23 protein-coding genes are annotated in these 26,313 nt (G+C 57.3%); 10 read left to right on the forward strand and 13 right to left on the reverse strand.

What is annotated here, in order from left to right; translation table 11 throughout:
* Nucleotides 1-141 precede the first annotated feature (141 nt).
* The 8 genes from HZS81_RS15090 to tnpA all read left to right on the forward strand — a co-directional run bounded on the left by HZS81_RS15090 (nucleotide 142) and on the right by tnpA (nucleotide 11,176).
* The gene (locus tag HZS81_RS15090) at nucleotides 142-3,642 is read left to right on the forward strand and encodes a sensor domain-containing protein (protein WP_179931345.1); all 3,501 of its coding nucleotides are present in this window, start codon (nucleotides 142-144) and stop codon (nucleotides 3,640-3,642) included.
* Nucleotides 3,643-3,862: 220 nt separating this feature from the next.
* Entirely contained in the window at nucleotides 3,863-5,167 is a 1,305-nt protein-coding gene (locus tag HZS81_RS15095; RefSeq protein WP_179931346.1) for a GGDEF domain-containing protein, read from the forward strand.
* A 545-nt stretch (nucleotides 5,168-5,712) separates the two neighbouring features.
* Nucleotides 5,713-8,166 carry a DmsA/YnfE/YnfF family dimethyl sulfoxide reductase gene (locus HZS81_RS15100; RefSeq protein WP_179931347.1) on the forward strand — a complete coding sequence of 818 codons (2,454 nt, stop codon included), beginning with the start codon at nucleotides 5,713-5,715 and terminating at the stop codon, nucleotides 8,164-8,166.
* 10 nt (nucleotides 8,167-8,176) lie between these two features.
* A complete protein-coding gene (locus HZS81_RS15105; protein WP_179931348.1) occupies nucleotides 8,177-8,794 on the forward strand; it encodes a DMSO/selenate family reductase complex B subunit in 618 nt (205 codons plus the stop codon).
* Nucleotide 8,795: 1 nt separating this feature from the next.
* Nucleotides 8,796-9,638, forward strand: a complete 843-nt coding sequence (locus tag HZS81_RS15110; protein WP_179931349.1) for a DmsC/YnfH family molybdoenzyme membrane anchor subunit — start codon at nucleotides 8,796-8,798, stop codon at nucleotides 9,636-9,638.
* Nucleotides 9,639-9,646: 8 nt separating this feature from the next.
* A complete protein-coding gene (gene dmsD / locus HZS81_RS15115) occupies nucleotides 9,647-10,243 on the forward strand; it encodes a Tat proofreading chaperone DmsD (RefSeq protein WP_179931350.1) in 597 nt (198 codons plus the stop codon).
* Complete coding sequence (locus HZS81_RS18310) at nucleotides 10,240-10,791, forward strand: 4Fe-4S dicluster domain-containing protein (RefSeq protein ID WP_422141746.1); 552 nt, start codon at nucleotides 10,240-10,242, stop codon at nucleotides 10,789-10,791. The genes dmsD and HZS81_RS18310 overlap by 4 nt, the downstream gene beginning before the upstream one ends.
* 88 nt (nucleotides 10,792-10,879) lie before the next feature.
* Nucleotides 10,880-11,176, forward strand: a complete 297-nt coding sequence (tnpA, locus tag HZS81_RS15125; protein WP_179931352.1) for an IS66 family insertion sequence element accessory protein TnpA — start codon at nucleotides 10,880-10,882, stop codon at nucleotides 11,174-11,176.
* On the opposite strand, the gene HZS81_RS15130 is transcribed toward tnpA, so the two are convergent.
* Entirely contained in the window at nucleotides 11,166-11,609 is a 444-nt protein-coding gene (locus HZS81_RS15130) for a universal stress protein (RefSeq protein WP_179931353.1), read from the reverse strand. The two genes, tnpA and HZS81_RS15130, sit on opposite strands and share 11 nt — an antisense overlap.
* 242 nt (nucleotides 11,610-11,851) lie before the next feature.
* Between HZS81_RS15130 and HZS81_RS15135 the strand changes: the two genes are divergently transcribed.
* Nucleotides 11,852-12,754, forward strand: a complete 903-nt coding sequence (locus tag HZS81_RS15135; RefSeq protein ID WP_179931354.1) for a LysR family transcriptional regulator — start codon at nucleotides 11,852-11,854, stop codon at nucleotides 12,752-12,754.
* A 6-nt stretch (nucleotides 12,755-12,760) separates the two neighbouring features.
* Here the strand turns inward: HZS81_RS15135 and HZS81_RS15140 are convergent, their stop codons facing one another.
* From HZS81_RS15140 to pobA, 10 genes are all read right to left on the reverse strand, one after another.
* Nucleotides 12,761-13,927 carry a benzoate/H(+) symporter BenE family transporter gene (locus HZS81_RS15140; RefSeq protein ID WP_179931355.1) on the reverse strand — a complete coding sequence of 389 codons (1,167 nt, stop codon included), beginning with the start codon at nucleotides 13,925-13,927 and terminating at the stop codon, nucleotides 12,761-12,763.
* Nucleotides 13,928-14,101: 174 nt separating this feature from the next.
* Complete coding sequence (locus tag HZS81_RS15145) at nucleotides 14,102-15,358, reverse strand: benzoate/H(+) symporter BenE family transporter (RefSeq protein WP_179931356.1); 1,257 nt, start codon at nucleotides 15,356-15,358, stop codon at nucleotides 14,102-14,104.
* A gap of 44 nt (nucleotides 15,359-15,402) precedes the next feature.
* Entirely contained in the window at nucleotides 15,403-16,203 is an 801-nt protein-coding gene (benD, locus tag HZS81_RS15150; protein ID WP_179931357.1) for a benzoate diol dehydrogenase BenD, read from the reverse strand.
* Complete coding sequence (gene benC / locus HZS81_RS15155; protein WP_179931358.1) at nucleotides 16,200-17,225, reverse strand: benzoate 1,2-dioxygenase electron transfer component BenC; 1,026 nt, start codon at nucleotides 17,223-17,225, stop codon at nucleotides 16,200-16,202. Before benC ends, benD begins: the two co-directional genes overlap by 4 nt.
* 24 nt (nucleotides 17,226-17,249) lie before the next feature.
* A complete protein-coding gene (gene benB / locus HZS81_RS15160) occupies nucleotides 17,250-17,738 on the reverse strand; it encodes a benzoate 1,2-dioxygenase small subunit (RefSeq protein ID WP_179931359.1) in 489 nt (162 codons plus the stop codon).
* 25 nt (nucleotides 17,739-17,763) lie between these two features.
* Nucleotides 17,764-19,131, reverse strand: coding sequence for a Rieske 2Fe-2S domain-containing protein (locus tag HZS81_RS15165; protein ID WP_179931360.1), 1,368 nt, complete (start codon nucleotides 19,129-19,131; stop codon nucleotides 17,764-17,766).
* Between the two features lie 98 nt (nucleotides 19,132-19,229).
* Nucleotides 19,230-20,204 (reverse strand): catechol 1,2-dioxygenase, encoded by a 975-nt coding sequence (gene catA / locus HZS81_RS15170; RefSeq protein ID WP_179931361.1) that lies wholly within the window; start codon nucleotides 20,202-20,204, stop codon nucleotides 19,230-19,232.
* A gap of 66 nt (nucleotides 20,205-20,270) precedes the next feature.
* On the reverse strand, nucleotides 20,271-20,561 hold the full coding sequence (gene catC, locus HZS81_RS15175) for a muconolactone Delta-isomerase (protein ID WP_179931362.1): 291 nt from the start codon (nucleotides 20,559-20,561) through the stop codon (nucleotides 20,271-20,273).
* A gap of 58 nt (nucleotides 20,562-20,619) precedes the next feature.
* Complete coding sequence (locus HZS81_RS15180) at nucleotides 20,620-21,738, reverse strand: muconate/chloromuconate family cycloisomerase (protein ID WP_179931363.1); 1,119 nt, start codon at nucleotides 21,736-21,738, stop codon at nucleotides 20,620-20,622.
* A 400-nt stretch (nucleotides 21,739-22,138) separates the two neighbouring features.
* Nucleotides 22,139-23,323 carry a 4-hydroxybenzoate 3-monooxygenase gene (gene pobA / locus HZS81_RS15185; RefSeq protein WP_179931364.1) on the reverse strand — a complete coding sequence of 395 codons (1,185 nt, stop codon included), beginning with the start codon at nucleotides 23,321-23,323 and terminating at the stop codon, nucleotides 22,139-22,141.
* 202 nt (nucleotides 23,324-23,525) lie between these two features.
* On the opposite strand from pobA, the gene HZS81_RS15190 reads away from it, so the two are divergent.
* Nucleotides 23,526-24,404: a helix-turn-helix domain-containing protein gene (locus HZS81_RS15190; protein ID WP_179931365.1), complete on the forward strand. Its 879-nt coding sequence runs from the start codon at nucleotides 23,526-23,528 to the stop codon at nucleotides 24,402-24,404.
* A 72-nt stretch (nucleotides 24,405-24,476) separates the two neighbouring features.
* Here HZS81_RS15190 and HZS81_RS15195 read toward each other — a convergent pair whose 3' ends face one another.
* Both HZS81_RS15195 and HZS81_RS15200 read right to left on the reverse strand, forming a co-directional pair.
* Nucleotides 24,477-25,766 carry a TRAP transporter large permease gene (locus tag HZS81_RS15195; RefSeq protein WP_179931366.1) on the reverse strand — a complete coding sequence of 430 codons (1,290 nt, stop codon included), beginning with the start codon at nucleotides 25,764-25,766 and terminating at the stop codon, nucleotides 24,477-24,479.
* Nucleotides 25,756-26,313 carry a TRAP transporter small permease gene (locus HZS81_RS15200; protein ID WP_179931367.1) on the reverse strand — a complete coding sequence of 186 codons (558 nt, stop codon included), beginning with the start codon at nucleotides 26,311-26,313 and terminating at the stop codon, nucleotides 25,756-25,758. Before HZS81_RS15200 ends, HZS81_RS15195 begins: the two co-directional genes overlap by 11 nt.

The raw sequence follows: 26,313 nt of genomic DNA on the forward strand, positions 1-26,313 counted from the left end.
GGTACGTCAAGACGCGTGCGTCAATTGATAAGTGCATTGATAACAACACAATATTCTGAGGTGGCTGGCTAAGCGCCAGCTGGGCATGGCCTCCACGTTCCTCAAGCCCTTCTGGGCGATGCTTTGTTGAAGGAAACAAAAATGGACCAGAGTCACCGTCGTCTTGCTACGCAGGCTTGGCTGCTGATCTTAATGACGAGCAGTTTTCTAATGGGTATCAGCAGCCTACTTATCGGTCTTGTGTCTCGCCTCCCCCTCCCAGCCCAATGGCAGCTGAGTACGGTGGGTGCCATCGCATTGCTGTTGGTAAGCCTTGGGTTACTGACATTACTGCGTGATTGGCCTCAAAGGCGGCGTTTAATCGGCGGCCTAGTGGTGGCGTTGGGTGCCTTCAGTCTTGGCCACCACCTTTTAGTTCCGGCGACTGACAACGGACTTTCTTCTCTCACCGGCCGCTCCCAGTTGAGTCCGTTACCTGCATCGTTACTTCTCATGATAGGGGCGTGCTACTTATTGCCCCCCGAATTAAAACTATCCAGGCGTTGCTATCGTTTGGTGGGTTGGCTCTGGGTAGGCGTTGGTGTCGTCACGCTGATGTACCCACTGACATCATCCTTGCCACCGTCATCGGTTGCCGGTATGAGATCGCTGGGCAGCTTGCTCTTCCTGCTGCTGGGGATGGCTTTGCTGGTGATTGGCCGTCAGCGTGTTCACTTGACGATGTCGCTACCCCGCACCGCTATAAAAGTCGGTGTGCTGGGTGTCGCTGCTAGCATCATGATCTGGCTGGCCAGTAGCTGGATGCAGCATAACGCCCGCCTAACCGATGCCAACAATCTGGTGGGTAACATCGCTGATGGGATGGCGCTGCGAATCGAGAGGAGAGTCGATATGATCGAACGGCTCGCTACTCGGTGGCAGTCCATGAGGGAGCAACCCGATCACGTCGTCCAGCAGATTTACCCGGTTGAGGCGCGCACCTACCTGGATGATGAGCCGAGCTTGCAGGCCCTCGCCTATTTAGATCCTGAGTTGCAAATCGGGTGGCGAGTGGGACGCGAGCCCGAAAATCTGTCGTGGCTAATGGACCAATTGGCCGAACCGGCAACACGTGGCTGGCTAACTCAACAAGATGAACAAAGACGACGTGTGAGTTGGCGCTTTCCCGATCCCGCGCATAGCAGCCACGGCCTTCTGGCGGTGACTCTCGACAACGGCCAGTCTACGATGCTGGCCACCATCGATGTTGCAGAGATCATCGGGCTGCAGCGGTACCTGGATACGGCTGGCTTCAATATCACCTACACCTCACAGGATAATACCTGGGGATCCCTACACGCCCATGGCGGGCACGAAGGCATTACGCTTCGGACGTTTGCTTCCCATGAAGTCGCCTTGCCGGGTGGCCCAACGTTCACTATCACCGCCATGAACGGGCCGCAGCCGCTGACCACCCTACCGGGCGCCTTACCGGTGATATTCGGTCTACTGGGCTTGTTATTCACTTACCAACTGATCATAAGCCGTGCACTGGTAGCGATTCGCGATTCTCAGGCGACAGCCTTACAGCGCAGTGAGCAGCGCTTCCGTTCGCTTTTTACCCAGCATCCAGATGCAGTATTTGCGCACAATAAGGATGGAACCTACGAAAGCCTCAACCCAGTGACAGAGGCTATTGCGGGGCTCTCGGAGGATACGCTACTGGGTCAGCACTTTCGCACCGTCGTCTGCGAAGCCGCCTGTTCGAAGCAGGATGTCCAACGCACCGAATCGGCCTTTCAGCGAGCTGTCAGTGGCTTCCCGAACAGCTATACCATGTGTATGTCACGCGTCGGAAACGCCCCCCAACATCTAGACGTGACGATGGTGCCCATCGTCGTTGATGGCGAAGTCGATGGGGTGTTCGGGATCGCTAAAGATATCACTGCTCGCATTATCGCCGAGGAGCGACTGCACATCCTTGAACGTAGTCTAGAGGCCAGCAGCAACGGTGCTGTGATCGTCGACGTTCGCGAGGAGGGTAAGCCGGTGGTCTACGTGAACCCAGCCTTCACGCGCATTACCGGTTATCTGGAGCAAGAGGTCATTGGCCATGCACCGGTATTCCTTACCGGCGATGAGACCGCTCCCGAAGACATCGAACAGATCCAAGCGGCTATCCGCCTCGGCAATAGCCTATCGACCACGTTTCGCGCCTATCGGCGGGATGGAAAGCTCTTCTGGAACCAGCTGTTCCTGTCACCTGTGAGGGATAGCGATCAGAACGTGACTCATTTTATTGGGATCATGAACGACATTTCCGAACGTAAAGAGCAGGAAAGCCAGTTAGCCTATCAGGCCACGCACGATGTGCTGACAGGCCTGGGTAATCGTGCTCTGTTCAGCGACCGCTTAGCCCACGACGTAGAGTTGTCGGTACGACACGGCCAGACACTCGCCGTATTGTTCATTGATCTTGATGAGTTTAAGCCGATCAACGACACCTTAGGCCACAGGGTTGGGGATCAATTGCTGATCAGTGTCACCGACCGATTACGGCAGGGTCTGCGCACCAGTGATACCCTGGCCCGCTTGGGCGGTGATGAATTCGTGCTCCTGCTTCCCGATCTAGGTCACGCCAGCGAAGCGGAAGACGTCGCGACTCGACTGCTGGAAGATCTCAACAAGCCTCACCGGGTTCACGGACACGAGCTACATGTCTCAGCCAGCATCGGTATCGCGGTGAATTCAGGGGCCATTGATGACCCTGAGCGACTGCTCCAACACGCTGATATGGCCATGTACAAGGCCAAGCAGCAGGGTCGAAACACTTACCAGCTGTACACAGAGGATCTCGACAGCAAACTCAGTCTGCGCGTTATGTTACGCAGTGAGCTTCAGGACGCTATCGAACACGGTCATCTCAGCCTGCACTACCAACCACTGATGGACCGTGATGGGCATGTTGATGGGTTGGAAGCCTTAGTGCGCTGGCATCACCCGACCAAAGGTTTTATCTCACCGGCGACGTTTATTCCCATAGCCGAAGAGACCGGACAGATTATCCCGCTGAGCCGATGGGTGATGAAACAAGCTTGCCAAGATGCCCGTCAGCTAGTGGCGCAGGGCCTATTGGCGGGACGCATGGCCATTAACTTGTCGCCCCTTCAGTTTCACCGGCCCAACTTCCTCAGTACGCTGCGTAACGTGCTGAATGAAACAGGCCTAGCGCCAGCGTATTTGGAGCTGGAGCTGACTGAGGGCATTCTAATGCGAGACACGGATGGGGCCATTGATACCCTCCACGCCCTTAACAGCATGGACGTCAGTACGAGTATTGATGATTTCGGTACAGGGTATTCCAGCCTGAGCTACTTGCGTGACCTCCCCATCGACAAGATCAAGATTGATCGCAGCTTCGTGAAAGACGCCTCCAAGAGCGATAAAAATGCGGCCATCTGTCGTGGCATTATCACCTTGGCACAAGATTTGGATCTTAGGGTAGTGGCCGAGGGCATTGAAACAGTTGAGCAGCATGACTACCAGATGTCATTGGGTTGTGAGGTCTTTCAGGGCTATCTCTTCGCGAAGCCGATGCCGCTGGATAGCCTCACCACTTGGCTCACACTAAGAGCCCAGGCGTCACCGTTTCCTGAGTCGTAGGACTTTGCCTTTGCCATAACAGTATGGCGCCGCATGACGGAACCTGAGGATTTAAAGCGCAACAGGGAAGCGCCATCATTTTGAACCTCAGTTGTGCCGGAACTGGGCGAAAATGGAGAACTGCTGGCCATCAGGGATGAATAAGTCGGTTAGAGAGCCGAAAACACCTTCACATAGCCATTGGATCACATGGCTTCTTCGTTTTGACAGGATATATCCCTTGTTACCCATTGAAGACGTGCTCAAACTAAGTCACAAGGTCATGCAGTCAGGCCACTGGTATCTGAATCTCAACAAAAACCGCTTGTTTTGGTCGGACGAAGTATTTCGAATACATGGTTATGAGCCGGGGGATATCCAGCTAGACCTTACAACGGCGATCAATTTTTACCACCCCGAAGACCGGGAGCGCGTCAGTAATATCATCAATAAGACGCTAAAAACTTACCAACCGCTAAACTTTGTAGCCCATATTTTGCGGAAGGATGGCACCAGTCGAGTCGTTCATTCGCAGGGCGAGATCAAGTATGGGGAGGAGGGGCACCCAACACATTTATTTGGTGTTATCCGTGACATCACGGAAGAATGGGCACAGCAACAGCATCATCGGCGATTGGCCAGCTCTCTGGAAAATACCGATGAAGCCATCGTCATGACCAACCCCAGCGGGTTTATCACCTGGGCCAATAGCGCTTTCACCCGCATTACCGGCTTTCCCGAGGCGGATTTCTTGGGACGAAAGCCCGGCGATTTTTTGCAAGGGCCAGAAACAGACCCCGCCACGATAGCGTACATGCGCAGCATGCTATCGAGGCGTGAGTCTTTTACGACGGAAGTGCTGAACCATCATCGGGACGGACATACTTATTGGGTACGTATTTCCTGCCAGCCCGATTTTGATGAAAACGATCAACTACTGGGCTTTTCCACTATCCAGAGTGATATCACCAATGAGAAGGAACTACGCCTGAATTTGCAGGAAAAAATTAATAGCGGGAAGATTTTACAAGAGCGCCTGCGCTATATCGCCTCCCACGATGAATTGAGCGAAATGCCTAACCGGCGCTATTTCATGACACAAGCGGAGATTGAAATAGGCCGCTGTCGACGGCATGACCATGATCTTTGTCTTCTCCTTGCCGATCTGGATCATTTTAAGACGATCAATGATACGCATGGGCACGCAGCTGGCGATTCCGTGATTAAAGCCTTCGCAACGTTATGTGAAAACACCCTGAGACATCATGATCTAGCCGCGCGTATTGGCGGAGAGGAATTTGCCATTCTCTTACCGGAAACAGATTTGGAGGGCGGCCAGGTGTTGGCCGAGCGCTTAAGGCAGGCATTGGCGAATACACCGGCGATGATAAATGGAGAGCCGATTTTTGTGACAGCCAGCATTGGGGTAACGATGGCCGCGCACAATGATGCGGATGTAGGGACCATGTTGGCCCGAGCAGACAAGGCGCTCTATCAAGCAAAAACTGGCGGTAGAAACCAAGTCATCAGTTGGATGGTTGAGTAGATGCTACCCTTGTAAACCGGTTTATTGTGTTATCTAGCGTTGCAATTGGAACTTGTAGCCGCCCATTTCCCTACGACTGTACAACCGGATCACCAGCGACGTTAGACCACTTGGTGCCGTCTCTCGCTGAAACGCCTCGGTGCTGTTAGGCCTTATCAGGAACACCTTTCGGACAGACGCGGGCTTCGTTATAGGGTATTGCTCTCCCCATTGCCTATGGCAGGAGCATAAAAACCGATAGGTTTAGCGCGCAGGAGGGGAGTCGAAAGCGCCAATGGTCGCGGCGGGCTGGTGAGGGTCTTCGCATCACAGGGATTAGCCACCGCGAGATTGTATTATTCGGACATGTAGTATCCTGCGAGAACGGTCATCTTCAGCGGGGTAACGCCGTGTCAGCATTACCGAGCGTAAAGAGACTCAAACTCAAATGCTAGGAAAACTCATTTATAAACAAGGACTAAGTAACTAAAGCTTGATGCGGGACAACTCTATTTCCAGCCTCAGCCCTATAGTGGAATCACAACCTTCCTACAGGGGTATCGGCAATGGAAAACGAGTCTTCAAATAGCCTCTTCCACGAGGCTTTTAATCCGGATATTAGCCGCAGGGACGTATTGAAGACCGGCTCCGCCGGTACCCTGGCATTGGCGGCGGGTTCAATCCCGCTTCCCTTCGTGTCTTCCGGGGCTTCTGCTCAAACGGCTCCAGCGGCCGCCGCAGAGGAGCGCGTGGTGTGGAGCGCCTGCACCGTTAACTGCGGTAGCCGCTGCCCCTTGCGCATGCATGTCCGCGACGGCGAAATCACCTGGGTGGAGACTGACAATACCGGACTAGATGAGTATGGCGACCACCAGGTACGCGCGTGCCTACGCGGTCGTTCGATGCGCCGTCGCGTCTATAACCCCGACCGCCTAAAGTACCCCATGAAGCGTGTCGGCGCCCGTGGCGAGGGCAAGTTCGCCCGCATAAGTTGGGACGAGGCCTATCAGCTGCTCGCCGACAATCTCAAGCGTATTATCGCCGAATACGGCAACGAGGCCGTCTATCTTAATTACGGTACCGGCACACTGGGTGGTACCGTGACCAAGTCCTGGCCACCCGCCTCATCCCTGGTGGCGCGCTTGATGAATCTCTGCGGCGGCTACCTCAACCACTACGGCGACTACAGCACCGCGCAGATCGCCGCCGGGCTTAACTACACCTACGGTGGCTGGGCCGCGGGCAATAGCGTCTCCGACATCGCCAACACTCGCCTTCTGGTAATGTTCGGCAACAACCCCGCCGAGACACGCATGAGCGGCGGCGGAATCGTCTACCACCTTGAGGAAGCCCGCCAACGCTCGGATGCCCGGATGATTGTCATCGATCCGCGCTACAGCGACACCGCCGGTGGCCGTGAGGACGAATGGGTCCCCATCCGCCCAGGCACCGACGCTGCCCTGGCGGCCGGCCTGGCCCATGTACTGATCAGCGAGGATCTGGTCGACCAACCGTTCCTGGATCGCTACTGCGTTGGCTACGATGAGAGCACCCTGCCCGAAGGCGCTCCGACCAACGGCCACTACAAGGCGTATATTCTCGGTGACGGGCCCGACGGCATCGCCAAGACGCCGGATTGGGCCTCACGCATCACCGGCATCCCCTCCCGGCGTATCGTTCAGCTCGCCCGAGAGATCGGTTCGACCAAGCCGTGCTACATCGTCCAGGGCTGGGGGCCGCAGCGTCACGCCAACGGCGAGCTAATATCACGCGCCATCGCCATGCTGGCCATTCTGACCGGCAACGTCGGCATCAATGGCGGCAACAGCGGTGCCCGCGAAGGCGGTTACTCCATACCCTTCGAGCGTTTTCCCACCCTGGAAAACCCTATCGATACCAGCATCTCGATGTTCACCTGGACCGATGCCATTGCCCGTGGCCCCGAGATGACCGCCACCCGCGACGGCGTACGCGGTAAGGACAAACTCGATGTGCCGATAAAATTCATCTGGAACTATGCCAGTAACTGTCTGGTGAACCAGCATTCCGAGATCAACCGCACCCACGAGATCCTCTCCGATGAAGATCTATGCGAAATGATTGTGGTGATCGACAACCACATGACTTCCTCGGCACGCTACGCCGACCTCTTGCTCCCCGACTTAACTACCTCCGAGCAGATGGACTTCGCCATGGATGCCAACGCTGGCAACATGAATTACCTGATCTTCGCTGACCAAGTCATTGAACCGTTGTTCGAGTGCAAGTCGGTCTACGAAATGTGCAGTGAAATCGCCGCGCGTATGGGGGTCGGCGAGGCCTTCACCGAAGGCCGCACCCAGGAGGAGTGGCTGCGTCACCTGCTGGCACAGAACCGTCGGCGCGACCCCGACCTGCCCGATTTCGAGGCGTTCCGCGAAATGGGCATCTACAAGCGCCAGAATCCCAACGGTTTCTTCGTTGCCTACCGCGACTTCCGAGCCGACCCGGAGGCGAATCCACTCACCACGCCCTCCGGCAAGATCGAGATCTACTCCGAGGCACTGGCGAAGATCGCTGCCGAGTGGGAGCTTGCTGAAGGCGATGTCATTGACCCCCTGCCTGTCCACGCCTCCACCTTTGAGGGATGGGACTCGCCGGAACGAGCGCAATATCCGTTGCAATTGATCGGTTTCCACTACAAGTCTCGTACTCACTCCACCTACGGCAACGTGGCATTGCTCAAAGCCGCCGCCCGCCAGGAAATGTGGATCAACCCCATCGATGCCCAGGCCCGGGGGATCACCAACGGTGACAGCGTGGAGCTCTACAACGAGCGGGGTCGGGTACGCATCGCAGCCAAGGTCACCCCACGCATTCTGCCCGGCGTGGTGGCCCTCGCCGAGGGCGCCTGGTACGCCCCTAACCGCCACGGCACGGATCAGGCCGGCAGTATCAACGTGCTGACCACGCAACGCCCCTCGCCGCTGGCCAAGGGTAATCCTTCGCATACCAACCTGGTCGAAGTGAACAAGGCCTGAGGAGAGCGTCATGACGCAATATGGTTTCTACATAGACTCCAGCAAGTGTACCGGCTGCAAGACCTGCCAGCTGGCCTGCAAGGATTACAAGGATCTTGATGTCGACGTGAACTACCGGCGTATCTACGAATACGCGGGTGGCTCCTGGCAGGCCGATGGCGACACTTGGCAGCCGTCGATCTTTTCCTATTACCTGTCAATCGCCTGCAACCACTGCGCCGCCCCGGCCTGCGTACCTGTCTGCCCCAGCGGCGCCATGCACAAGCGTAGCGAGGATGGCTTGGTCGTAGTGGATACCGACACCTGTATCGGTTGTAAATCCTGTGCAATGGCCTGCCCATATGGCGCGCCCCAGTACAACGCACGTAAAGGCCACATGACCAAGTGCGATGGCTGCTACGAACGCGTCGCCGAAGGGCTCAAGCCGGTCTGCGTGGAATCCTGTCCCCTACGGGCGCTGGATTTTGCTCCCATGGAGGAGCTACGCGAACGCTATGGAAACCTCGCAGAGGTGGCGCCGCTTCCATCAGCTTCTTTGACCGGCCCCAGCATCGTGATCAAGCCGAACCGCAATGCCCGTCCGGTGGGCGACACCACCGGTTCACTCGCCAATCCCAAGGAGGTGTGACATGGGCTGGCACGAATTTCCCCTAGTCATATTCACCGTTCTGGCACAATGTGCCGTGGGCGCTTTCATTCTGCTCGGCGCGCTAATGCTCACGGGACGACTGGAGGGGGCGTCGTTGCGGCGCCTCAATCGTCCGATGCTGATCATCTGGATTCTGATGGGCGTGGCCTTCGCTGCTTCCACCCTGCATCTAGGTTCACCGCTGCGCGCGCCTAATGCCCTCTTACGCTTGGGTAGCTCCTGGTTGAGCAACGAAATTTTCTTGGGCAGCCTTTTCTTTGCTCTCGGCGGGTTGTTCTGGCTGTTGACCCTGCTCGACAAGGTCTCACCACTGCTGCGCAAGGTCCTGCTCAGTATTGCCATGCTGTTGGGAGTTGCCTTCATGTACGCGACCATCCATGTCTACATGATTCCCACCGTGCCGACCTGGAATACCCCCTTCACCCCGCTGGGCTTTTTCCTGACCAGCGTCATGGGAGGCGCCTTGCTCGCTCAGTTACTGCTTAGTTTAAGCGGCCAGGGGCAACGCCTGCTGGCACAACTACTGCCATGGCTAGGTGCCCTGGCGATAGTGGTGGCGCTGGGCACCAGCGTGGCCCACGCCATGAGCCTGGCGGGCATCCAAAGTGCTATCCAGTCAGCGGTCGACTTGGTACCCCACTACCAGAGCTTGCTGATCATTCGGTTGGCGTTGCTGGCCACCGTACTAGCGTTGTGGTTGTTCGCCCTGCGTAGCATGCGCCATCAGCCGCTAGTACTGTGCGCCAGCTTCGTACTGCTGCTAGCGGCGGAAATGCTGGGTCGTAATCTTTTCTACAATCTGCATATGACCGCTGGGCTGTGAAGAGCTCCATGCAACCACTTGCCCACTCCGCTCGTCTACTTGGCGCCTGGTTCTACTATCCGCCAGGCGCACCGGCCCTGGAACAGCTTGACCGGCATTTTGATGACGGCAGCCTGGCCGAGGCGTGGCCCTACGCAGCGGGAACTCCGCTGCTCGTAACACTCAGTGAGGCACGTCAAGAACCACTGCTCGACGACGCCTACCAGCAGTTGTTCGTCGGCCCGGATGCCCTCGCTGCCCCACCCTGGGGCTCGGTCTACCTAGACCCTGAGCAAGTGGTCTTCGGCGACTCTCACCAGGCACTCAAGCGCTTTCTTGAGCACGAGGAGGGAGTGTCCCTGACGACCACCCAGCGCGAGCCGCTCGACCACTTCGGACTTCTGCTACTACTTCTCGGCCAGTTGGCGCTGGAAGGACGCGAGACCGGTGTCGACCGGCTGCTCGGCGAGTTTCTCCTGCCCTGGAGCTGGCGTTACCTTGAACAACTGGAGGAACACGCCCCCCATCCCTTCTACCGCATCCTGGCACAGCTAGGCGCGACAACCCTCGATCAGTGGCAAATGGAGCGGGGCATCACCCCGCATCAATTGAGGCTCTACCGATGAGCCGTATTGACGAACGCTATCTGCGTGCCCGCCTCGACCATACTCGTCTCAGCCGCCGGGAACTACTGCGGGGATTGCTGCGCCCGGTCGCCGCGTCTTTCGCCGCGACACCGCCACTTCGACAGCAGCGCGAGATACCCCGCCCTCCCCAGGCTCAAGAGGAGCCGCTCCTTGCCCAGTTATGCAACGGCTGCGGTGCCTGTGCCACAGCATGTCCCAACCAGATCATCAGTGTGGAACACGGGTTCCCGCGCCTAGACCTGGAGCACAACTACTGCGACCTGTGTCTGGCGTGTACCGCCGCCTGCGAGACACGCGCCCTCATTCCTGAGCTACCGGCCATGACCGGACTCGTTCCGGTATTCAACGAAAATTGCGTCTTGAGCTATGGCGAGTCCTGCACGTTGTGCCAGGAGGCGTGCCCTAGCCAGGCCATCACTTTGCCTTCCGCAGGACTGCCTCAGGTATCAGCCGAACACTGCCAGGGGTGTGCCCGGTGCATACAGTCCTGCTACGTCTCTGGTTGTACCATGCCTCAAGCTGACTGAAGCTACGTAAGCGCCCTTAAACCGACATTTACCGCTCTCGCTTTTACCACCTCACACTGATGCCATCAGATCTTTGTGAGGTGGCTCCATGGCGCATCAAGAGCGTAAGCAATATTGGCAGCAACAAGTAACCGAATGGCACACCTCTGGCTTGTCCGACATGCCGTTTTGCAAGCAAGAGACGCTTACTAATATCACACCAGCGGGCAAACGATTCCATTCCGCAAGCCGCCACGTGCACCAGTTATGGAAACGACTAGACAATGACTTTGTGTCGGCAAATGCGCTGCTAGCCCCTGATGAGCGGCAAGACCTGTTGGTGTTACGGCAGAAACTAGCGAGCGACAATAACCGTTTAAGCGCCTTACCTATGGTTACTGGCTAACGGTGATCACGCGGCATTTGGCGGCGTGGCTCACTTTATGCGACACACTGCCAATCACCACGCCGCCCAAATCGCTTAATCCGCGGCTGCCCATGACAATGGCGTCCACGTCTCGCTTTTTTGCGGTATCTAAAATCACCCGTACCGGGTCGCCTTGGATGAGCTCCTGCTCAATCTGTTCCACACCCTGCTCGCGCGCAAACGCGGCCGCTTGTTCTAGCAGCTGCTTGCCGGCCTTCTCACGCTCGGCAAGAGTCGCTTCGGCATTCATCGCACCGACTCCCCACACCAGCGTCGTTTCATACCCTAATGCCTGCGGCACGTGCAGCAAATGCACTGTCGCATCGGTTTTGTTAAGCAGCTGGCAAGCAATCGCCAACGCTTGTTTAGCGTGCTCTGAGCCATCAACAGGAACGAGAATACGGTCAAACATAATGGCAAACTCCTGATTGTTATGCGTTATAAGATAGCGTCTAAAAAAAGACCCACCCTGGCAAGCAGAGGCGGGTCAAGGAGAATATCGTGGTAACATGCCTACTCAGCATTGAGCCCAGCTCTGCCTTCGTGACGTAGGCGCTTCCCACGCCTTTCAGCGTAAAACGCCCTCGTAGTTTGACCATCATCGCGCCACAACACCAATATTGATTAAGTCATTGGCCATACCCAGGAGGTATCATGGAGCTGCGCCACCTACGCTACTTCTGCGCCGTTGCGGAGGAATTAAACCTCACCTGCGCCGCCGAGCGCTTGCACATGTCGCAGCCTCCTTTGTCGCGCCAGATCAAACAGCTAGAGCAAGAGGTCGGTACCGAGCTATTCGAGCGCAGCACCCGCGGATTACGCCTTACACCGGCCGGCATATTTTTCCAGCAGCACGCCATCCAGATTTTGGAAAAAGTCGACGTCACTATCGATGCCACGCGGCGCATGGCGCGCAGCCAGCGCACGCTGTTTGGCGTCGGTTTTGTGCCGTCTGTGTTTTACGGGCAGCTGCCCATGCTGGTGCGCGATTTACGCGAAAAGGATAGTGTTGAGCTCTCGCTTGCCGAGCTCACCACCGTGCAGCAGATTCAAGCGCTCAAAGCCGGCCGTATCGATATCGGCTTTGGTCGTTTACGCATTGACGACCCGGATGTCGAACAGGAGATTCTCTTCGACGAACCGCTAATGGCAGCCCTTCCAAACGGTCATCCGCTTGAAGGCACCGCGCCTAACTGCGAGGAACTGGCGCGCTATCCGCTGGTTCTGTTCCCCGCCAAACCGCGGCCCAGCATGGCGGATATGGTGTTGGGTATCTTCCGCCGCCAGGGGTTAAAGGTGGAAGTGGTGCAAGAGGCCAACGAGCTGCAAACTGCGCTGAGTCTGGTGGCCTCAGGCATCGGCATTACGCTGGTACCCGAGCAGGTCAAGCGCGTTCGTCGCGACGGCATCACCTATGTGTCACTGGCGGATAAATCGCTGACCACACCGGTAATCTGTAGCCGACGGCGCGGCGAAGCCCCCTCACCGCTCATGCAAGAAGCCAACGCTATCTTAGAGGTGCTGGTGGAAAATCGCCGCTCTGGGCGCTATCCGTAAAGTCAGCTAGCGAAAGCGCCGATGCAGCAGGTTATAGGCGAGTGCACCGACAACCACTCCCCAAAAAGCCGAGCCCAGCCCTAAAAAGTTGACACCCGATGCCGTGGCAATAAAGGTGATCACCGAGGCTTCAAGATGGCTTTTTTCGGCGGCAAACGCACTGATGTTGCTCGTAATCGCGCCAATCAACGCAAGGCCCGCCAAGATCGCGACAAACTCCCCCGGCAGTGAGGTGAAAAGCGCCACAATGGTGCCCGCGCAGATGCCACCAATGAGGTAGAAAAACCCGTTTGCCACGCCCGCCACGTAGCGTTTCTCCGGGTCCTCGTGAGCTTCTTTGCTGGTACAGATCGCCGCCGTAATCGCGGCAATCGCCGTGGTGATACCGCCAAAAAAGGCGGTGAAAAAAGACACCGCACTGGTCACGACGACAATCGGCTTGGCGCGGGTGGTGTAGCCAGAGGTGCGCATAATCGCCATGCCGGGCAGAAACTGCCCCGTAAGGCTAACCAATACCAGCGGCATGGCGAGACTCAAGGTAGCGCTCCACGTCCATTCCGGGCGAATAAATTGCGGCTCGGCGAGCTGAACCGAAACGCCTTTCAAGCTCGCGCCCTCCAATCCAACCGCCAACATCACCCCCACCACCAACAGTAGCACTAGGCTATAGCGTGGGGTGAGTCGCTTAAACACCAGATAGGCGAAAATCATGCCAATCGCCAGCGCCGGCACGCTTTGCAGCGAGACAAACACCCCCACGCCGAACTGGAAGAGAATGCCCGCCATCATCGCGCTGGCGATGCCCGGCGGAATCATCTGAATAATGCGGTCGAAGGAGCCAGTGATACCGATTGTGAAAATCACGGCCGCTGCGACCAGATACGCCCCCACTGCCTCATTGAGCGAAAGCTCCGGAAACAGCGTCACCAGAAGTGCAGTGCCCGGCGCTGACCAGGCGGTCACCACCGGTACCTTCAGCCATATACTCAGCAAAATGCCCGAGACCGCCGCACCGATGGAAATCGCCCACACCCAAGAGGTCATCATCGCGCTGGAAATATCGGCACTCTGCGCCGCCTGGAAGAAGATCGCCAGCGGCCCCGAGTAAGAAACCAGCACCGCGACAAAACCGGCGGTGACCGCAGGAATCGAGGCGTCCTTAAGAAGCTGCATGCAAACGTCTCCCTTACGCGCTTAATGAATTCCCATCCGTTTAACGCCGGGTGTTTTGGGTAAGCACCCGACCCAAGGAGAGCACCTACGGCTCTCCGCCGAAGAGAAACGTGCCGACATGGTAATACGTCGGCACAAAACCCAGAATCGATTTCAACAGCGATGGGGAAACCGTTAGCCTGTGCTCTCGGGGGCGTCACGTTTTTTTGAGGTTTCCAACAGGAAATCGAAGTCTTTGGTTTCGAAAATCATCGAGACCACCACCCCTAACACGAGCGCCCAGAAGGTTGCACCAATACCCAGTATCTGAATCCCGGACGCGGCAATCAGAAAGGCAAACAGGGCTCCCATTTCATGCTTCTTGCCGGCAAACGCAATCGACATCGCCGAGGTGATGACGCGCATCAGTGCAAGGCCGGCGATAATCGAAATAAAGTAGCCCGGTGTGGCCTCTAGCAAGCTCACCACATAGCCGTAAAATGGCGCGCCGACAACAAAAATGGCCCCGGCAATGACCGCTGCCACCCAGCGTTTGTCGTGGGTGCCGGCCTCCGGCGAGGAGCAAATGCCGGTCATGGGCGCGGCAATGCAGGTGCTATGCAGGTTGAAAAAGGCCGATACCATCGTTCCGACGCCGCCCACAGCGGTAATGCCGTTGGCCGGCACGTCTTTGTAACCCATGCCTTTTACCAGGCCTACGCCTGCCGGGGTTTCCATCCCCACCAAGATAATCGCCAGCGGTAAGCCGTAAGTCAGAAAAGCGCTTAGGGTGAACTCCGGCATAATGAACTCGGGGAAGCGAATCGTCGCCTCGACACCGGACAAATCCACACCGGTCACCATGAGATACGCAAGGCCTGCCGCCATCGACACAACTAAAGGCGGAATTTTGCGAAAGAGCCTGGCCGATATAAAAAACGCTAGAATCATGATGGCGGCCGGCACAATGGCACCCTCCAGTGGGCTTACCATTTTCAGCCCGAAGCTCAATAACATGCCACCCACCATGCCCATCACGATCGGCATGGGTATCAAGCGCATCACCATGCCCATAACCCCGGTGAGCCCGGCCACCAACGAAATGGCGCCAGCGATCAAACTCGCCCCAAGCGCCGCTTCAAGCCCAACCACAGGGATTACCGCAGCAAACATTAGCGCACCGGGAATCGAGTTGGCCATTGGTAACGGCAGCCGGTAGTAGGCGGGAACAAAAAGGCCAAACAGGCCGTTGATCATCAGGTAGCTAATGACCCAAATCATGATGAAGGAAGAATCAAGCCCCGCTGATGTGCCGGCACTAATATGCACGACCCCAACGCTGAGCCCTAAAATGCCGGCGACCAAGCCTGTACTGGCGTTATCGACATTAAGGTCGCGTACAAAGTCACGGGGTGCATGCCGAAGGCTGACCCCTTTCTCAATATGTTTCACGGTTTGCTCCAGGGAATATTGTTGTGATTGGAGTTGGTGAGCGCTTAGCCTTGGTCGCCGCCTGCCACCGGAATCACGCTGCCGGTGATGTAGCTGGCATCACGAGAGGCCAAAAACAGAATCGGCGCAGCCATTTCATCTAGCGTGCCGTAGCGATCCATCAGGCAGCTCTCTTTGGTCTGATCGATGTGTGCTTGAAACCACGCCTGCTCGCTTTCGTCACGGGGCTCGGGGGTCCCGCGCGAAATACGCCGCGGCGGCGCTTCGGTACCGCCAGGGGCCGTCGCGACCACACGAATACCGTGGTCGGCATATTCAAACGCCAGCGATGCGGTCATGGCATTGACGCCGCCTTTCGCCGCTGAGTAAGGAATGCGGTGGATACCGCGCGTTGCCGCCGAAGAAACGTTGACGATCACGCCATTGCCCTGCGCCACCATGGTCGGCAACACCGCCCGGCAGCACCACAGCGTGGGCATTAGCGACCGGGTGATTTCGGCGGAAATTTCGCTATCGCTAAACTGGGTAAACGGTTTGAAGTTGATCGCCCCGCCGACGTTGTTGATCAAGATATCGATGCGCCCAAACTTCTCGCACGCGGCTTGCATCGTCTGCTCGGCGCCTGCAAAGGTTTCCAAATCCGCCTGCACGGCGATAACGTCGCTGCCCTTTTCGCTTAATTGAGCAACGACGTCATGAATCAAATCGGAGCGATCGACCAGCACCAGCCAAGCGCCGTCTGCAGCGGCGAGCTCGGCCACACGCTGCCCAATCCCTTGGGCGGCGCCGGTAATGACCATGACGTGGTCTTGAAAACGTAAGCCGTTACTACGTTGGTTGCTCATGCGTTCTCTCCCACTTCGTTAGGGGTGAACTTCTCGTAATGAAAGCTCTGCGGCACGATCCCTTCGGCATCGAAATGCTTAAGCACGGCATCCACCATCGGCGGCGGGCCGCACAGATAAACGTCCACGTTGCCGTCGTGCATCACCTCGGCGTCCATGTGGTGCGTCACATAACCTTTGCGCGGATGTTCACTCGCTTCGTCCACCACCACCGTTGAGTAGGTGAAATTTGGCAGCTTCTGTGCATAGCCCTCTAGCGCATCGGTTTTAACCAGATGGTCGTCTTTGTTGACGCCGTAAATCATGTGGATGGGCGCGTCGCAGCCCTTCTCTGTCAGCTGCTCCAGCATCGAAAGGAAAGGGGCAAGCCCCGTGCCGCCCGCCAGCATCAGTACCGGACGCGTGACCTCACGCAGATAAAAACTCCCCATCGGCCCGGTCAGGGCCAGCCTGTCGCCGACCTTGGCGCGCTCGGTCAAATAGCCACTCATCACCCCGTCGGGAATATTACGGATCAGGAAGGTCGCCCGGCGCTCGCCGGGCTTTGAGCTAAAGGAATAGGAGCGGTGTACCTCGGTGCCGGGCACATCGATATGAAGGTACTGCCCCGGCAGAAAGGTCAGCGCCGCCTCGTCGTCAAGCTCCACTGCCAGCTCAATGCTGTCCTCGGAGAGTGACTCAACCGCGGCTACCGTGCCCTCGACTTTCCCTACCTGCGTTTTGCACAGCGAGGAGGCCACCGGTACTTGGATCACACAATCCGTAGAGGGCACCATTTGGCACGTTAGTACCTGGCCTTCCGCCGCTTCCTCGTCGGAGAGCGCTTCGTCTAAGTACTCGTCACCCATGTCGAACTCGCCCTGTTCGCAGAGGCCTTTGCAGGTACCGCATACCCCGTCGGAGCAGTCCATCGGCAAGTTGACTTTTTGCCGGTACGCGGCGTCGAGAACGGTTTCCCCGGCTTTGCAGCCGATGAAACGGGTAACGCCATCTTCAAAGTTGAGGGCAATGGTATAACTCATGGTTAAATCTCCTCTCCCATCAGGTCACACGTGGTAAACGTCGATAACTTGATGGATATAGTCGTTATTCAGCTGCACGACTTTTCTTGTGATCAACGGGGACTCCCCCGACACGTCCAGGGTATAAAACGCCGTGCCAAAGTAGCTGTCGGTCTTTTTGTAGCGGTGGCTGAGCGTGTGCCAGTTAAACCGCAGCTCTAGCGTGTCGCCGTCGTCTTTGAGCACTTCCAAGTTGTTCACCTGGTGCGTAGTTCGCGGCTCCGGCGTGCTCGCCCCACTGCGCTCGGTCTTGATGCGGTAGACGCGATCTTCTAGCCCTTCGCGGTTGGGGTAGTAGATCAGTGAGATTTCGCTTTGCGGATCACGCGTGAGTTGGTCGTCGTCGTCCCAGGCGGGCATCCAGAACTCGGCGTCTTGGCGGTAGCACGCCAGCCACTCATCCCACTGGCGGTCGTCGAGTAAGCGGGCCTCGCGGTATAAAAACGCTTGGATTTCGTGGTAGCTAAAGCTCATGTCGGTTCTCCTCTTGCGTAGGCTTTCAGGCGGATGCAGTGGCGATGAACTGGCTACGCTCTTTGTCGATGGCACGCAGCATTTCGTCGACCCAGTGTTTGTGGTGCATCACGTAGAGGCCTTCGTCTTCTGGGGAGGCGCCGCTGAGTAGGGGTTTCATGTTGATCGCTTTAGCGTTGTCATCGGCCCCCTCGACCCATTGCTTGGCCCCGCGAGAAAGATCGTTCCATTCGGCAAGCGCGCCGTTGTAGCCTTCTTGGCAGGCGCGAAACTCTTCGAGATCGTCCGGAGTACCCATGCCAGAGACGTTGAAGAAGTCTTCGTATTGGCGGATGCGCACCGCACGGTTTTCCGCCGATTCGCCTTTGGGCGCGAAGCAGTAGATGGTGACTTCGGTTTTGTCGACGTCGATGGGGCGCACCACGCGGATTTGCGTGGAGAACTGATCCATCAGGTAGACGTTGGGGTAGAGGCAGAGGTTGCGCGTTTGGTTGACGATGGAGTCGGCCCGGGCCTCGCCCAATTGCTCTTCGATCCACTCTTTTTGCTGGTAAACGGGGCGTACTTCGGGGTTAAGCAAGCGCGTCCACAGCATCATGTGGCCGTTTTCGTAGGAGTAGAAGCCGCCTTGGCTCTTCGACCAGCCGTCGGCGTCCACCGCTTTGGTGCCGCCGGCGTCGTAATTGCGGCGCTCCATGGTGGAGGCATAATTCCAATGCACGGAGCTGACGTGGTAGCCGTCAGCACCGTTCTCGGCTTGCAGCTTCCAGTTGCCGGTGTAGGTGTACGACGAGGTGCCGCGCAGGATTTCCAGGCCTTCGGGGGCTTGGTCGACGATGTTGTCGATGATCTTGGTGGTTTCGCCCAGGTGTTGTTCGAGCGGTTGAACGTCGTCGCTCAGGCTGCCGAACAGGAAGCCTTTGTAGTTTTCAAAGCGCGGCAGGCGTTTAAGATCGTGGGAGCCGTCTTCTTTGAAAGTATCCGGATAGGCACCGTTCTTCTCATTTTTCGCCTTGAGCAGTTTGCCGTCGTTTTTGAACGTCCAGCCATGGAAGGGGCAGGTGAAGGTGCCTTTGTTACCGCGCTTGCGGCGGCACAGGGTGGCGCCACGGTGGGCGCAGGCGTTAATTAGGCCGTGCAGTTCGCCCTGCTTGTCGCGAGTGATAACCACCGGCTGACGCCCCATGGTGACGGTCATGTAGTCACCCGGCTCGGCGATTTGGCTTTCGTGGGCCAAAAACAGCCAGTTGCCTTCGAAGATGTGTTTCATCTCCAGGTCGAAAAAGTCACGCTCGGTGAACATGCTGCGGTGGCAACGGAAGATGCCGTTGTCGGGGTCGTCTTGGACGGCGCCGCGGACGCGGGCTTCGAGTTGATCAAGCTTCGTAGTCATGATCGCTCTCCTCGTATTTGTTGTGTCGTAGTGCTGTTGTGTCGCTATCGGGACAGGAAGCGACGAACCCAGGGGGTAGCTCGTCGCTTATATCGCCATTAGACCTTGGCGGTACCGGCCAGCTGGCTGGCTTGGTCCTGCTCGTTCTCTTTGGCGCGCGGGCGAGCGTGGCGGGTTTGCAGCTCGGCCGCGTCGGTCTTATTGAGTTCGATGTCGAACACGACTTCGGAGAACGGGCCGTCTAATTCGCGCTGGGCGATGGCGTCCTTGTCGTCGACTTTGTTGGCTGGGATAACCAACTCTTCGCGGGTGGCGAAGGCGAAATCATCAAAGGTGTAGGGGTCACCGGCGAGGTTGATCTGGGTGGTCAGGTGCTGGTGGCCCGGGGCGGAGACGAAGTAGTGGATGTGTGCCGGACGCTCGCCGTGACGACCGAGTGACTTGAGCACCACATCGGTTGGAGCGCCTTCGGGCACACCGTAGCCAGACGGGATAATGCTGCGCGCGGTATAGCGACCATCGCTGTCGGTATAGATCGTGCGGCGAAGGTTGTACTCGCTTTGCGTTTTATCAAAAAACGAGTAGCCGCCTTTCGAGTTGGCGTGCCAAATCTCGACCTTGGCATGTTTCACTGGGTGGCCGTTGACGTCGCGGACTTGGCCGGTCAGCCACATGGTCTCGCCGTCAGTGTCGGCGCCGTCGTCCATACGCGCGAAACCCTCAGCTTCCGGGGCGCCGGCGACGTACAGCGGGCCTTCGATGGTGCGCGGGGTCCCGCCGGTGCGCTTAGCTTCGGCGTCGATGGCGTCTTGGCGCATATCCAAGAAGTGGTCAAACCCGAGCCCTGGCGATAGCAGACCGAACTGGGTCTCGTGGCCTAAGGCATTTAGCAAGTTAACGGCGGACCAATACTCTTCTTCGCTAACGTCGAAGTCGTCGATCAACTTGAACATATCCGAGACCAGCCGGTGCATTATCTGCTTGGCGCGCTCGTTGCCGCCGTCTTGATCATACCCGGCGATGGTGTTGATGAAGTCTTGTACGTCTGGCGTGTCGAAAATCTTCACGGTCATGGTGAAATCCTCAGTTTGTTATTGGGTGTTGTTTTATTGATATGAACTGGCGTATTACGGCAGTAATTAGCTGTCGTCGTCGCGCACCGAAGAGGGGTGACGACACAGCGGTTTCACGCTGATGTCCATGTAGGGGAACAACGGCAGGCTGCTGACAAGCGCCTGCAGCTCAGCGTTATCTTCGACGTCAAAGATGCTGACGTTCGAGTAGCTACCCGCCACTCGCCACAGATGACGCCATTTACCTTGGTGTTGCAGGTCTTCGGCATACGCCTTTTCGGTGGCTTTGATCTCGGCCGCTTGCTCCGCCGGCATATCGGGCGGCAGCTTGACGGTCATCTCTACTTGAAACAGCATGCGTTTCTCCTATCTGATTCAGCGCCTAGCGCACCTGGGTTTACTGACGCGACTCGGTTTACTGACGTAAATAGTGCGCCAGCTTGTCTTCATCCAACGTGAGGCCAAGCCCCGGCCCCTGGGGCAGTGCCACTCCGAACTCGGTGTAATTCAGCGGCTTGACGACGATGTCGTCTTTAAGCAACAGCGGGCCAAACATCTCCGTGCCCCAAGCCATCTCGGGCAACGTCGCCCAGGCGTGCAGCGAGGCCGCGGTGCCGATGCTGCCTTCGAGCAGCGTGCCGCCATAAAGGCCAACGCCGGCGGCTTGCGCCACGTGGGCAAGCTCCAACACGCCGGAAATCCCGCCGGATTTCGCGATCTTCAGCGCAAATGCACCGCTGAAACCGCCGCATACCAGATCGAGCCCGTCGCGCGCGTTCTGCACCGCTTCGTCGGCAAGCATTGGCACGTTGAAGCGGTTCGCCAGGCGAATCAGGCCAGCGTGTTCGCGCGCGGGAATAGGCTGCTCGACCAGCTCGATACCGGCGTCCTGCAGTGCTTGAATGCCGCGTACAGCACTGGACTCATCCCACGCCTGATTGACATCCACTCGAACACTGGCCCGTTCGCCGAGCGCCTCTTTGATAGCCGCCACGTGGCGCACATCTTGATCGACTGGATTCGCGCCGATTTTGAGTTTGAAATCGCCGTGACGGCGTTGCTCTAAGCGCAGCAGCGCTTCGTCGATATCTTTGGCGGTATCGCCGCTGGCCAACGTCCAAAGCACCGACAGGTGCTCTTGGCGCGCGCCGCCCAAAAGTTCCGCCACGCTTAAGTCCAAGCGCTTGCCTTGAGCATCGAGAAGGGCTGTTTCTAGCGCGGATTTGGCAATCATGTTGCCGCGGGTATAACGATTAAGGCGGGCACGCAAGGCGTGAATATTGCTCGACGGCTGACCGATCAGAAGCGGTGCCAAGTAGGTATCGATATTGCGTTTAATGCTCTCCGGGCTTTCCGGCCCGTAGGCGAGCCCACCGATGGTGGTGCCTTCGCCCAAGCCCTCGATACCGTCGGAGTGGCGCATGCGCACGATAACCATGGTTTGGCAGGCCATGGTGGTCATGGAAAGCTTGTGGGGACGGATGGTCGGTAAATCGACCAGTAGCGTCTCAATATGTTGGATGACGGTTGACATGACTTCTCCGGCGGCGGCAATCGTTTAACTGGATGGCAGTTTGATTGCGCTGAGAAGTCCTAACCAATATTGTTTGAGTGCCTCGTCATACCGTGAAGGTATTGCCTACACGCGATTCAGGCGGTCTTGACCAGCCTCTTCACTTCGCTTTATTGTCCCGCTTACCGTCGCTTTTGGTTTTTTCTTATTATTTCAGCGAGTTAAGTTAAAAAAGTGCATTCACCCTGTATCGCGCAGGGCGTGTTATGCGTACGACAAATGGATAATGCGCTTATCAAGTGAAGCTAATTCAGTAGGGCATGACACAACATCGGCCGAGCGCGAAGTTCGCGCACGGCCGATGTTGTAGAAGGAGACATTGTAGAAGCGGTAAAGGTGCCGTAATCGACTGATTTTTAGCCTATTCCAGCGACTCGTAAGGTAAGCCGACGTAGTTTTCCGCAATCGTGGTCAGGCCAGCTTCGGAGTTTGTCACGTAATCGAGTTCCGCTTGCTGCATCCGCGTGGCGAAATCCGGCTCATCGGAGAATTTATGCAGCATGGTGGTCATCCACCAGGAGAAACGCTCCGCCTTCCAGATGCGCTTCAGACAGGTCTGGGAATAGTTAGCGATCAAGTCAGTTCGTCCCTCTTGATAGACCTTCACCATCAACCGATAGAGCGTATTTACGTCGCTGGCCGCAAGATTAAGCCCCTTGGCGCCGGTGGGCGGCACGATATGCGCGGCATCACCAACCAAAAAGAGGTTGCCGTACTGCATCGGCTCGACCACGAAGCTGCGAAGTGGTGCAATGCTCTTCTCAATCGACGGCCCGGTCACCAGTTTTGCGGCCACCTCATCGGGGATGCGGCGCTTAAGCTCATCCCAAAAACGCTCGTCCGACCAGTCTTCCACCTTTTCATCCAACGCCACCTGGATGTAATAGCGGCTGCGGGTTCTTGAGCGCATGCTGCACAAGGCAAAGCCGCGCTCGTGCTGGGCATAAATCAACTCGTCGGCCACCGGGGGAGTGTCTGATAAAAGCCCCAACCAACCAAACGGATAGACCTTCTCAAACTCCTTGATATGCCCTTCCGGAATCGACTTGCGCGAGATTCCGTGGAAACCATCACATCCCGCGATATAGTCGCAATCGAGCCGGTGTGTTTCGCCATCTTTCTCGAACGTGACGTAGGGATGATCACTTTTCAAATCGTGCGGCTGTACGTTATCGGTTTCGTAAATCGTCGTGGCACCAATGGCGTCGCGCGCCTCCATCAGGTCGCGAGTCACTTCCGTCTGACCGTAGACCATCACGGTTTTGCCCCCCGTCAGCCCCGCCAGGTCAACACGCACGCGGCGATTCTCAACCGCTAGCTCTACGCCGTCGTGAACTTCGCCCTCTTCGTCCATGCGCTGATCGACGCCGGCTTCACGCAGCAAATCGACCATACCCTGCTCCAGCACGCCCGCCCGAATGCGGCTTAAAACGTACTCACCGGATTTACGCTCTAAAATAACGTTATCAATACCCTGGCGGGTCAATAGTTGCCCCAGCAGCAGCCCCGAAGGGCCTGCGCCAATAATCGCGACCTGAGTTTTCATGATCATCTCCGTTGTTATCGGTGTCGTCAGTGATTCACTATTCAGACATTAATGATAGTGCACAAATGTTCGCTGTACGGATTGTATTTTTCACTGAAACATCGACGTATATAAGGCATTATTGGCAGACTTACTTGGATTATTGGCATATAACGACTCGACTTTCGTCGCAGTATAGGTCGCGACCCCTGCCGGAGGCACCATGCAAAGCGCAACCGTTCCGGTCTTTAAGCTCTATGGCGAGACGCAGCACTGGCCGACGCCAGATTTGCTTCACTGCGAATCAATCCCGGAGCGCAGTCGACTGCACAACTGGCACATTCGGCCACACCGTCACGCCGACTTGATTCACTTGCTACATCTTTCGGTAGGCTCGGTCACCCTAGAGCTCGAAGGCAACCGACAGTCCTATCAGGCACCGCTTTTCATCGTGGTGCCGGCCATGAGCATTCACGGCTTTGACTTTTCGCCAGATACCCAAGGCCACATTCTTACTTTAGCGCAACCGTTACTCGAACATTTAGAAGCTCGCCTAGGACCTCAAACACAGGTGCTCTACCAAGGCGGGGCGCATTCGCTGGGCGCCTCTTCCCAACGAATCGCCACGCTGGTCGAGCAGCTCAATGCAGAGTACCGCTCACCCGCGCCGGGGCGAGAGCCCTTGCTAGAAGCCTTGATAACCGCGCTCACCGTCGAAGCGTGGCGCTTAACGCTTGATCGGCCATCGCCAAGCGCGCTACCGCGTCACAGCGACCTCGCCCAATCCCATTTGCACCGTTACCAGGCATTGATCGAAGAGCAATTTCGCCAGCAACCCAGCGTCGAGCATTTTGCGACTCAGCTCGGCGTTACCAGCGCGCACTTAAATCTGCTCTGCCGCCGCTTGGCCGACCGCAGTGCGCTGCAGCTGCTGCACGCGCGCCTGCTGCTCGAAGCCAAGCGCCAGCTGACCTACACCAACATGACCGTAGGCCAGGTCGCCGATAGCCTGGGCTTTTCTGAACCGGCCTACTTCACCCGTTTTTTCAAGCGGCTAACGGGACTTTCCCCGCGCGATTTCCGCCGCCGCCAATTAGCGTGACGTGCCACATAACGAAAGCACCCCCGGCCAGCCAAGCTGACCCGGGGGCGCATAGGCCAAAACGGGGTTTCGCTAGAGTAAGAAAAACGTGGAGAGTACAGGGAAGACAATCAAAAGCGCCAAACGTAGCAGGTCAGAGACCACAAACGGCGCCACGCCGCGGAAAATTTCCCCCAATCCCACGTGCGGGGCCATTGCTTTGATCACGAACACGTTCATCCCCACCGGCGGCGTCATCAACCCAAGCTCCACAGTGAGCACGGTGATAATCCCAAACCACACGGGGTCGATACCCAGCGCCTGAATAATCGGGAACACCACCGGCACCGTAATCACCAGCATGGCAATGGAATCCATGAACATCCCGAGCACGAAGTAGAGCGCCAGAATGCACAGCACCACCACAATCGGCGCGAGATCCATACCGTAGAGCACATCGGTGATGGTGAACGAAATCCGCGATACCGAGATGAAGTAGCCGAGCATATCGGCGCCCACCAGCATGAAAAACACCACTGCCGAAAGCGCGAGCGTCTCCTGCACGGTGTGCCACAAGCCCTTAAAGCGCATCCCTTTAGCCAGCGCGTACAGCAGTGTCGCGAAAGCGCCGACGCTCGCCCCTTCGGTTGGGGTAAACGCGCCAAAATAGATGCCCAAAATCATCACCAGAAAAACGGCGAAAAACGGCAGCAGCCCCGAGAGCGAGGCGAATTTTTCGCGCCACGTGGTCGGCTCGCCCGCGACCGCCAATGACGGTTTCAAGTGCATCAACACGCTAACCGTGATCGCGTACATCACCAAGCCCAGAAGCCCCGGTATTAACCCGGCCATGAACATATCGCCGACCGACTGCTCGGTGAGAATGGCGTAGATCAAAAGCGCAATTGAGGGCGGAATCATAATCCCCAACGTGCCACCCGCGGCTAGCGCCCCGGTGGCCAAGCCGCGATGGTAGCCGTAGCGCTCCATCTCTGGCAGTGCGACGCGGGTCATGGTGCTCGCAGTGGCAAGCGAGGAGCCGGAAATCGCCGAAAAAATCCCGCACGACCCAATGGCGGCTATCGCAAGGCCGCCTTTCCAGCCGCCGCAAATCACCCGCGTAGACTGAAAAAGCTTGCCCGCCATGCCCGAATGGGCTGCGAGCACGCCCATAAAGATAAACATCGGCACCGCGCTAAAGCTGTAGTTGGAGAGCACCTCCACCGGTACGGTCTTAAGCTGCGAAATCGCAGCGCCCCAGCTGATCACTTGGGCAAACCCCACCGTACCGACAATCAGCATGGTCAGCGCCACGGGCACGCGCAGTATCATCAGCACCAACAGCAGGCCAAGCCCCACGGCGCCTATCATTTCACTTCCCATGGTGCGCCTCCGACTTGATCGATTTTTCCTCGGCGTCGCCCGCTTCCACGCCGAAAAGTGCCCCTAAGAGCGCATGTATCAGCGCGCGCACACCAAGCAGCAAACTTAATCCGGCGGCGAAGGCGAAGATCGGGCCCATAGGCAAGCGTAAATCCTGGGTGACCTCGCCGTGGCGTGTCGCAGCGCTTGCCGAGTCTAACAGGCCGCTGAACAGCACCCACCCCAATACCGCAAACCCCAACAGGTAAACGCCGTGTACACGGGTTTTCACTGCCGGCGAAAGGCCATGGGTGAAGGCTTCAACCACCACCTGGCTCTTCTCCACATTGGCCGCCATCGCCGCGAGTAGCGACATCAACATGAGGTAACTGACCAGCTCCACACTGCCACTCACGCTCAACGCAATGGCGCCGCCAGTCACGCGTGAAAGATAACGCGTGGCCACATCGGCGATGGTCACACCTAACAGCGCCACCAGCGCCACGCCGGCAATCACCCCAGCAACAAGGGCCAGCCAGTGGCTGGCCCTTTGTAGGAAAAATGGCAT

It is taken from the genome of Vreelandella salicampi, assembly GCF_013415105.1.
Classification (GTDB): Bacteria; Pseudomonadota; Gammaproteobacteria; order Pseudomonadales; family Halomonadaceae; genus Vreelandella; species Vreelandella salicampi.

What these genes read in the sequence shown, in the direction of transcription:
- HZS81_RS15090 (WP_179931345.1), top strand. Translation starts at nt 142, where the DNA reads ATGGACCAGAGTCACCGTCGTCTTGCTACGCAGGCTTGGCTGCTGATC.
- HZS81_RS15100 (WP_179931347.1), top strand. Translation starts at nt 5,713, where the DNA reads ATGGAAAACGAGTCTTCAAATAGCCTCTTCCACGAGGCTTTTAATCCG.
- HZS81_RS15105 (WP_179931348.1), top strand. Translation starts at nt 8,177, where the DNA reads ATGACGCAATATGGTTTCTACATAGACTCCAGCAAGTGTACCGGCTGC.
- HZS81_RS15110 (WP_179931349.1), top strand. Translation starts at nt 8,796, where the DNA reads ATGGGCTGGCACGAATTTCCCCTAGTCATATTCACCGTTCTGGCACAA.
- dmsD (WP_179931350.1), top strand. Translation starts at nt 9,647, where the DNA reads ATGCAACCACTTGCCCACTCCGCTCGTCTACTTGGCGCCTGGTTCTAC.
- HZS81_RS18310 (WP_422141746.1), top strand. Translation starts at nt 10,240, where the DNA reads ATGAGCCGTATTGACGAACGCTATCTGCGTGCCCGCCTCGACCATACT.
- tnpA (WP_179931352.1), top strand. Translation starts at nt 10,880, where the DNA reads ATGGCGCATCAAGAGCGTAAGCAATATTGGCAGCAACAAGTAACCGAA.
- HZS81_RS15130 (WP_179931353.1), bottom strand. Translation starts at nt 11,609, where the DNA reads ATGTTTGACCGTATTCTCGTTCCTGTTGATGGCTCAGAGCACGCTAAA.
- HZS81_RS15135 (WP_179931354.1), top strand. Translation starts at nt 11,852, where the DNA reads ATGGAGCTGCGCCACCTACGCTACTTCTGCGCCGTTGCGGAGGAATTA.
- HZS81_RS15140 (WP_179931355.1), bottom strand. Translation starts at nt 13,927, where the DNA reads ATGCAGCTTCTTAAGGACGCCTCGATTCCTGCGGTCACCGCCGGTTTT.
- benD (WP_179931357.1), bottom strand. Translation starts at nt 16,203, where the DNA reads ATGAGCAACCAACGTAGTAACGGCTTACGTTTTCAAGACCACGTCATG.
- benC (WP_179931358.1), bottom strand. Translation starts at nt 17,225, where the DNA reads ATGAGTTATACCATTGCCCTCAACTTTGAAGATGGCGTTACCCGTTTC.
- benB (WP_179931359.1), bottom strand. Translation starts at nt 17,738, where the DNA reads ATGAGCTTTAGCTACCACGAAATCCAAGCGTTTTTATACCGCGAGGCC.
- HZS81_RS15165 (WP_179931360.1), bottom strand. Translation starts at nt 19,131, where the DNA reads ATGACTACGAAGCTTGATCAACTCGAAGCCCGCGTCCGCGGCGCCGTC.
- catA (WP_179931361.1), bottom strand. Translation starts at nt 20,204, where the DNA reads ATGACCGTGAAGATTTTCGACACGCCAGACGTACAAGACTTCATCAAC.
- catC (WP_179931362.1), bottom strand. Translation starts at nt 20,561, where the DNA reads ATGCTGTTTCAAGTAGAGATGACCGTCAAGCTGCCGCCCGATATGCCG.
- HZS81_RS15180 (WP_179931363.1), bottom strand. Translation starts at nt 21,738, where the DNA reads ATGTCAACCGTCATCCAACATATTGAGACGCTACTGGTCGATTTACCG.
- pobA (WP_179931364.1), bottom strand. Translation starts at nt 23,323, where the DNA reads ATGAAAACTCAGGTCGCGATTATTGGCGCAGGCCCTTCGGGGCTGCTG.
- HZS81_RS15190 (WP_179931365.1), top strand. Translation starts at nt 23,526, where the DNA reads ATGCAAAGCGCAACCGTTCCGGTCTTTAAGCTCTATGGCGAGACGCAG.
- HZS81_RS15195 (WP_179931366.1), bottom strand. Translation starts at nt 25,766, where the DNA reads ATGGGAAGTGAAATGATAGGCGCCGTGGGGCTTGGCCTGCTGTTGGTG.
- HZS81_RS15200 (WP_179931367.1), bottom strand. Translation starts at nt 26,313, where the DNA reads ATGCCATTTTTCCTACAAAGGGCCAGCCACTGGCTGGCCCTTGTTGCT.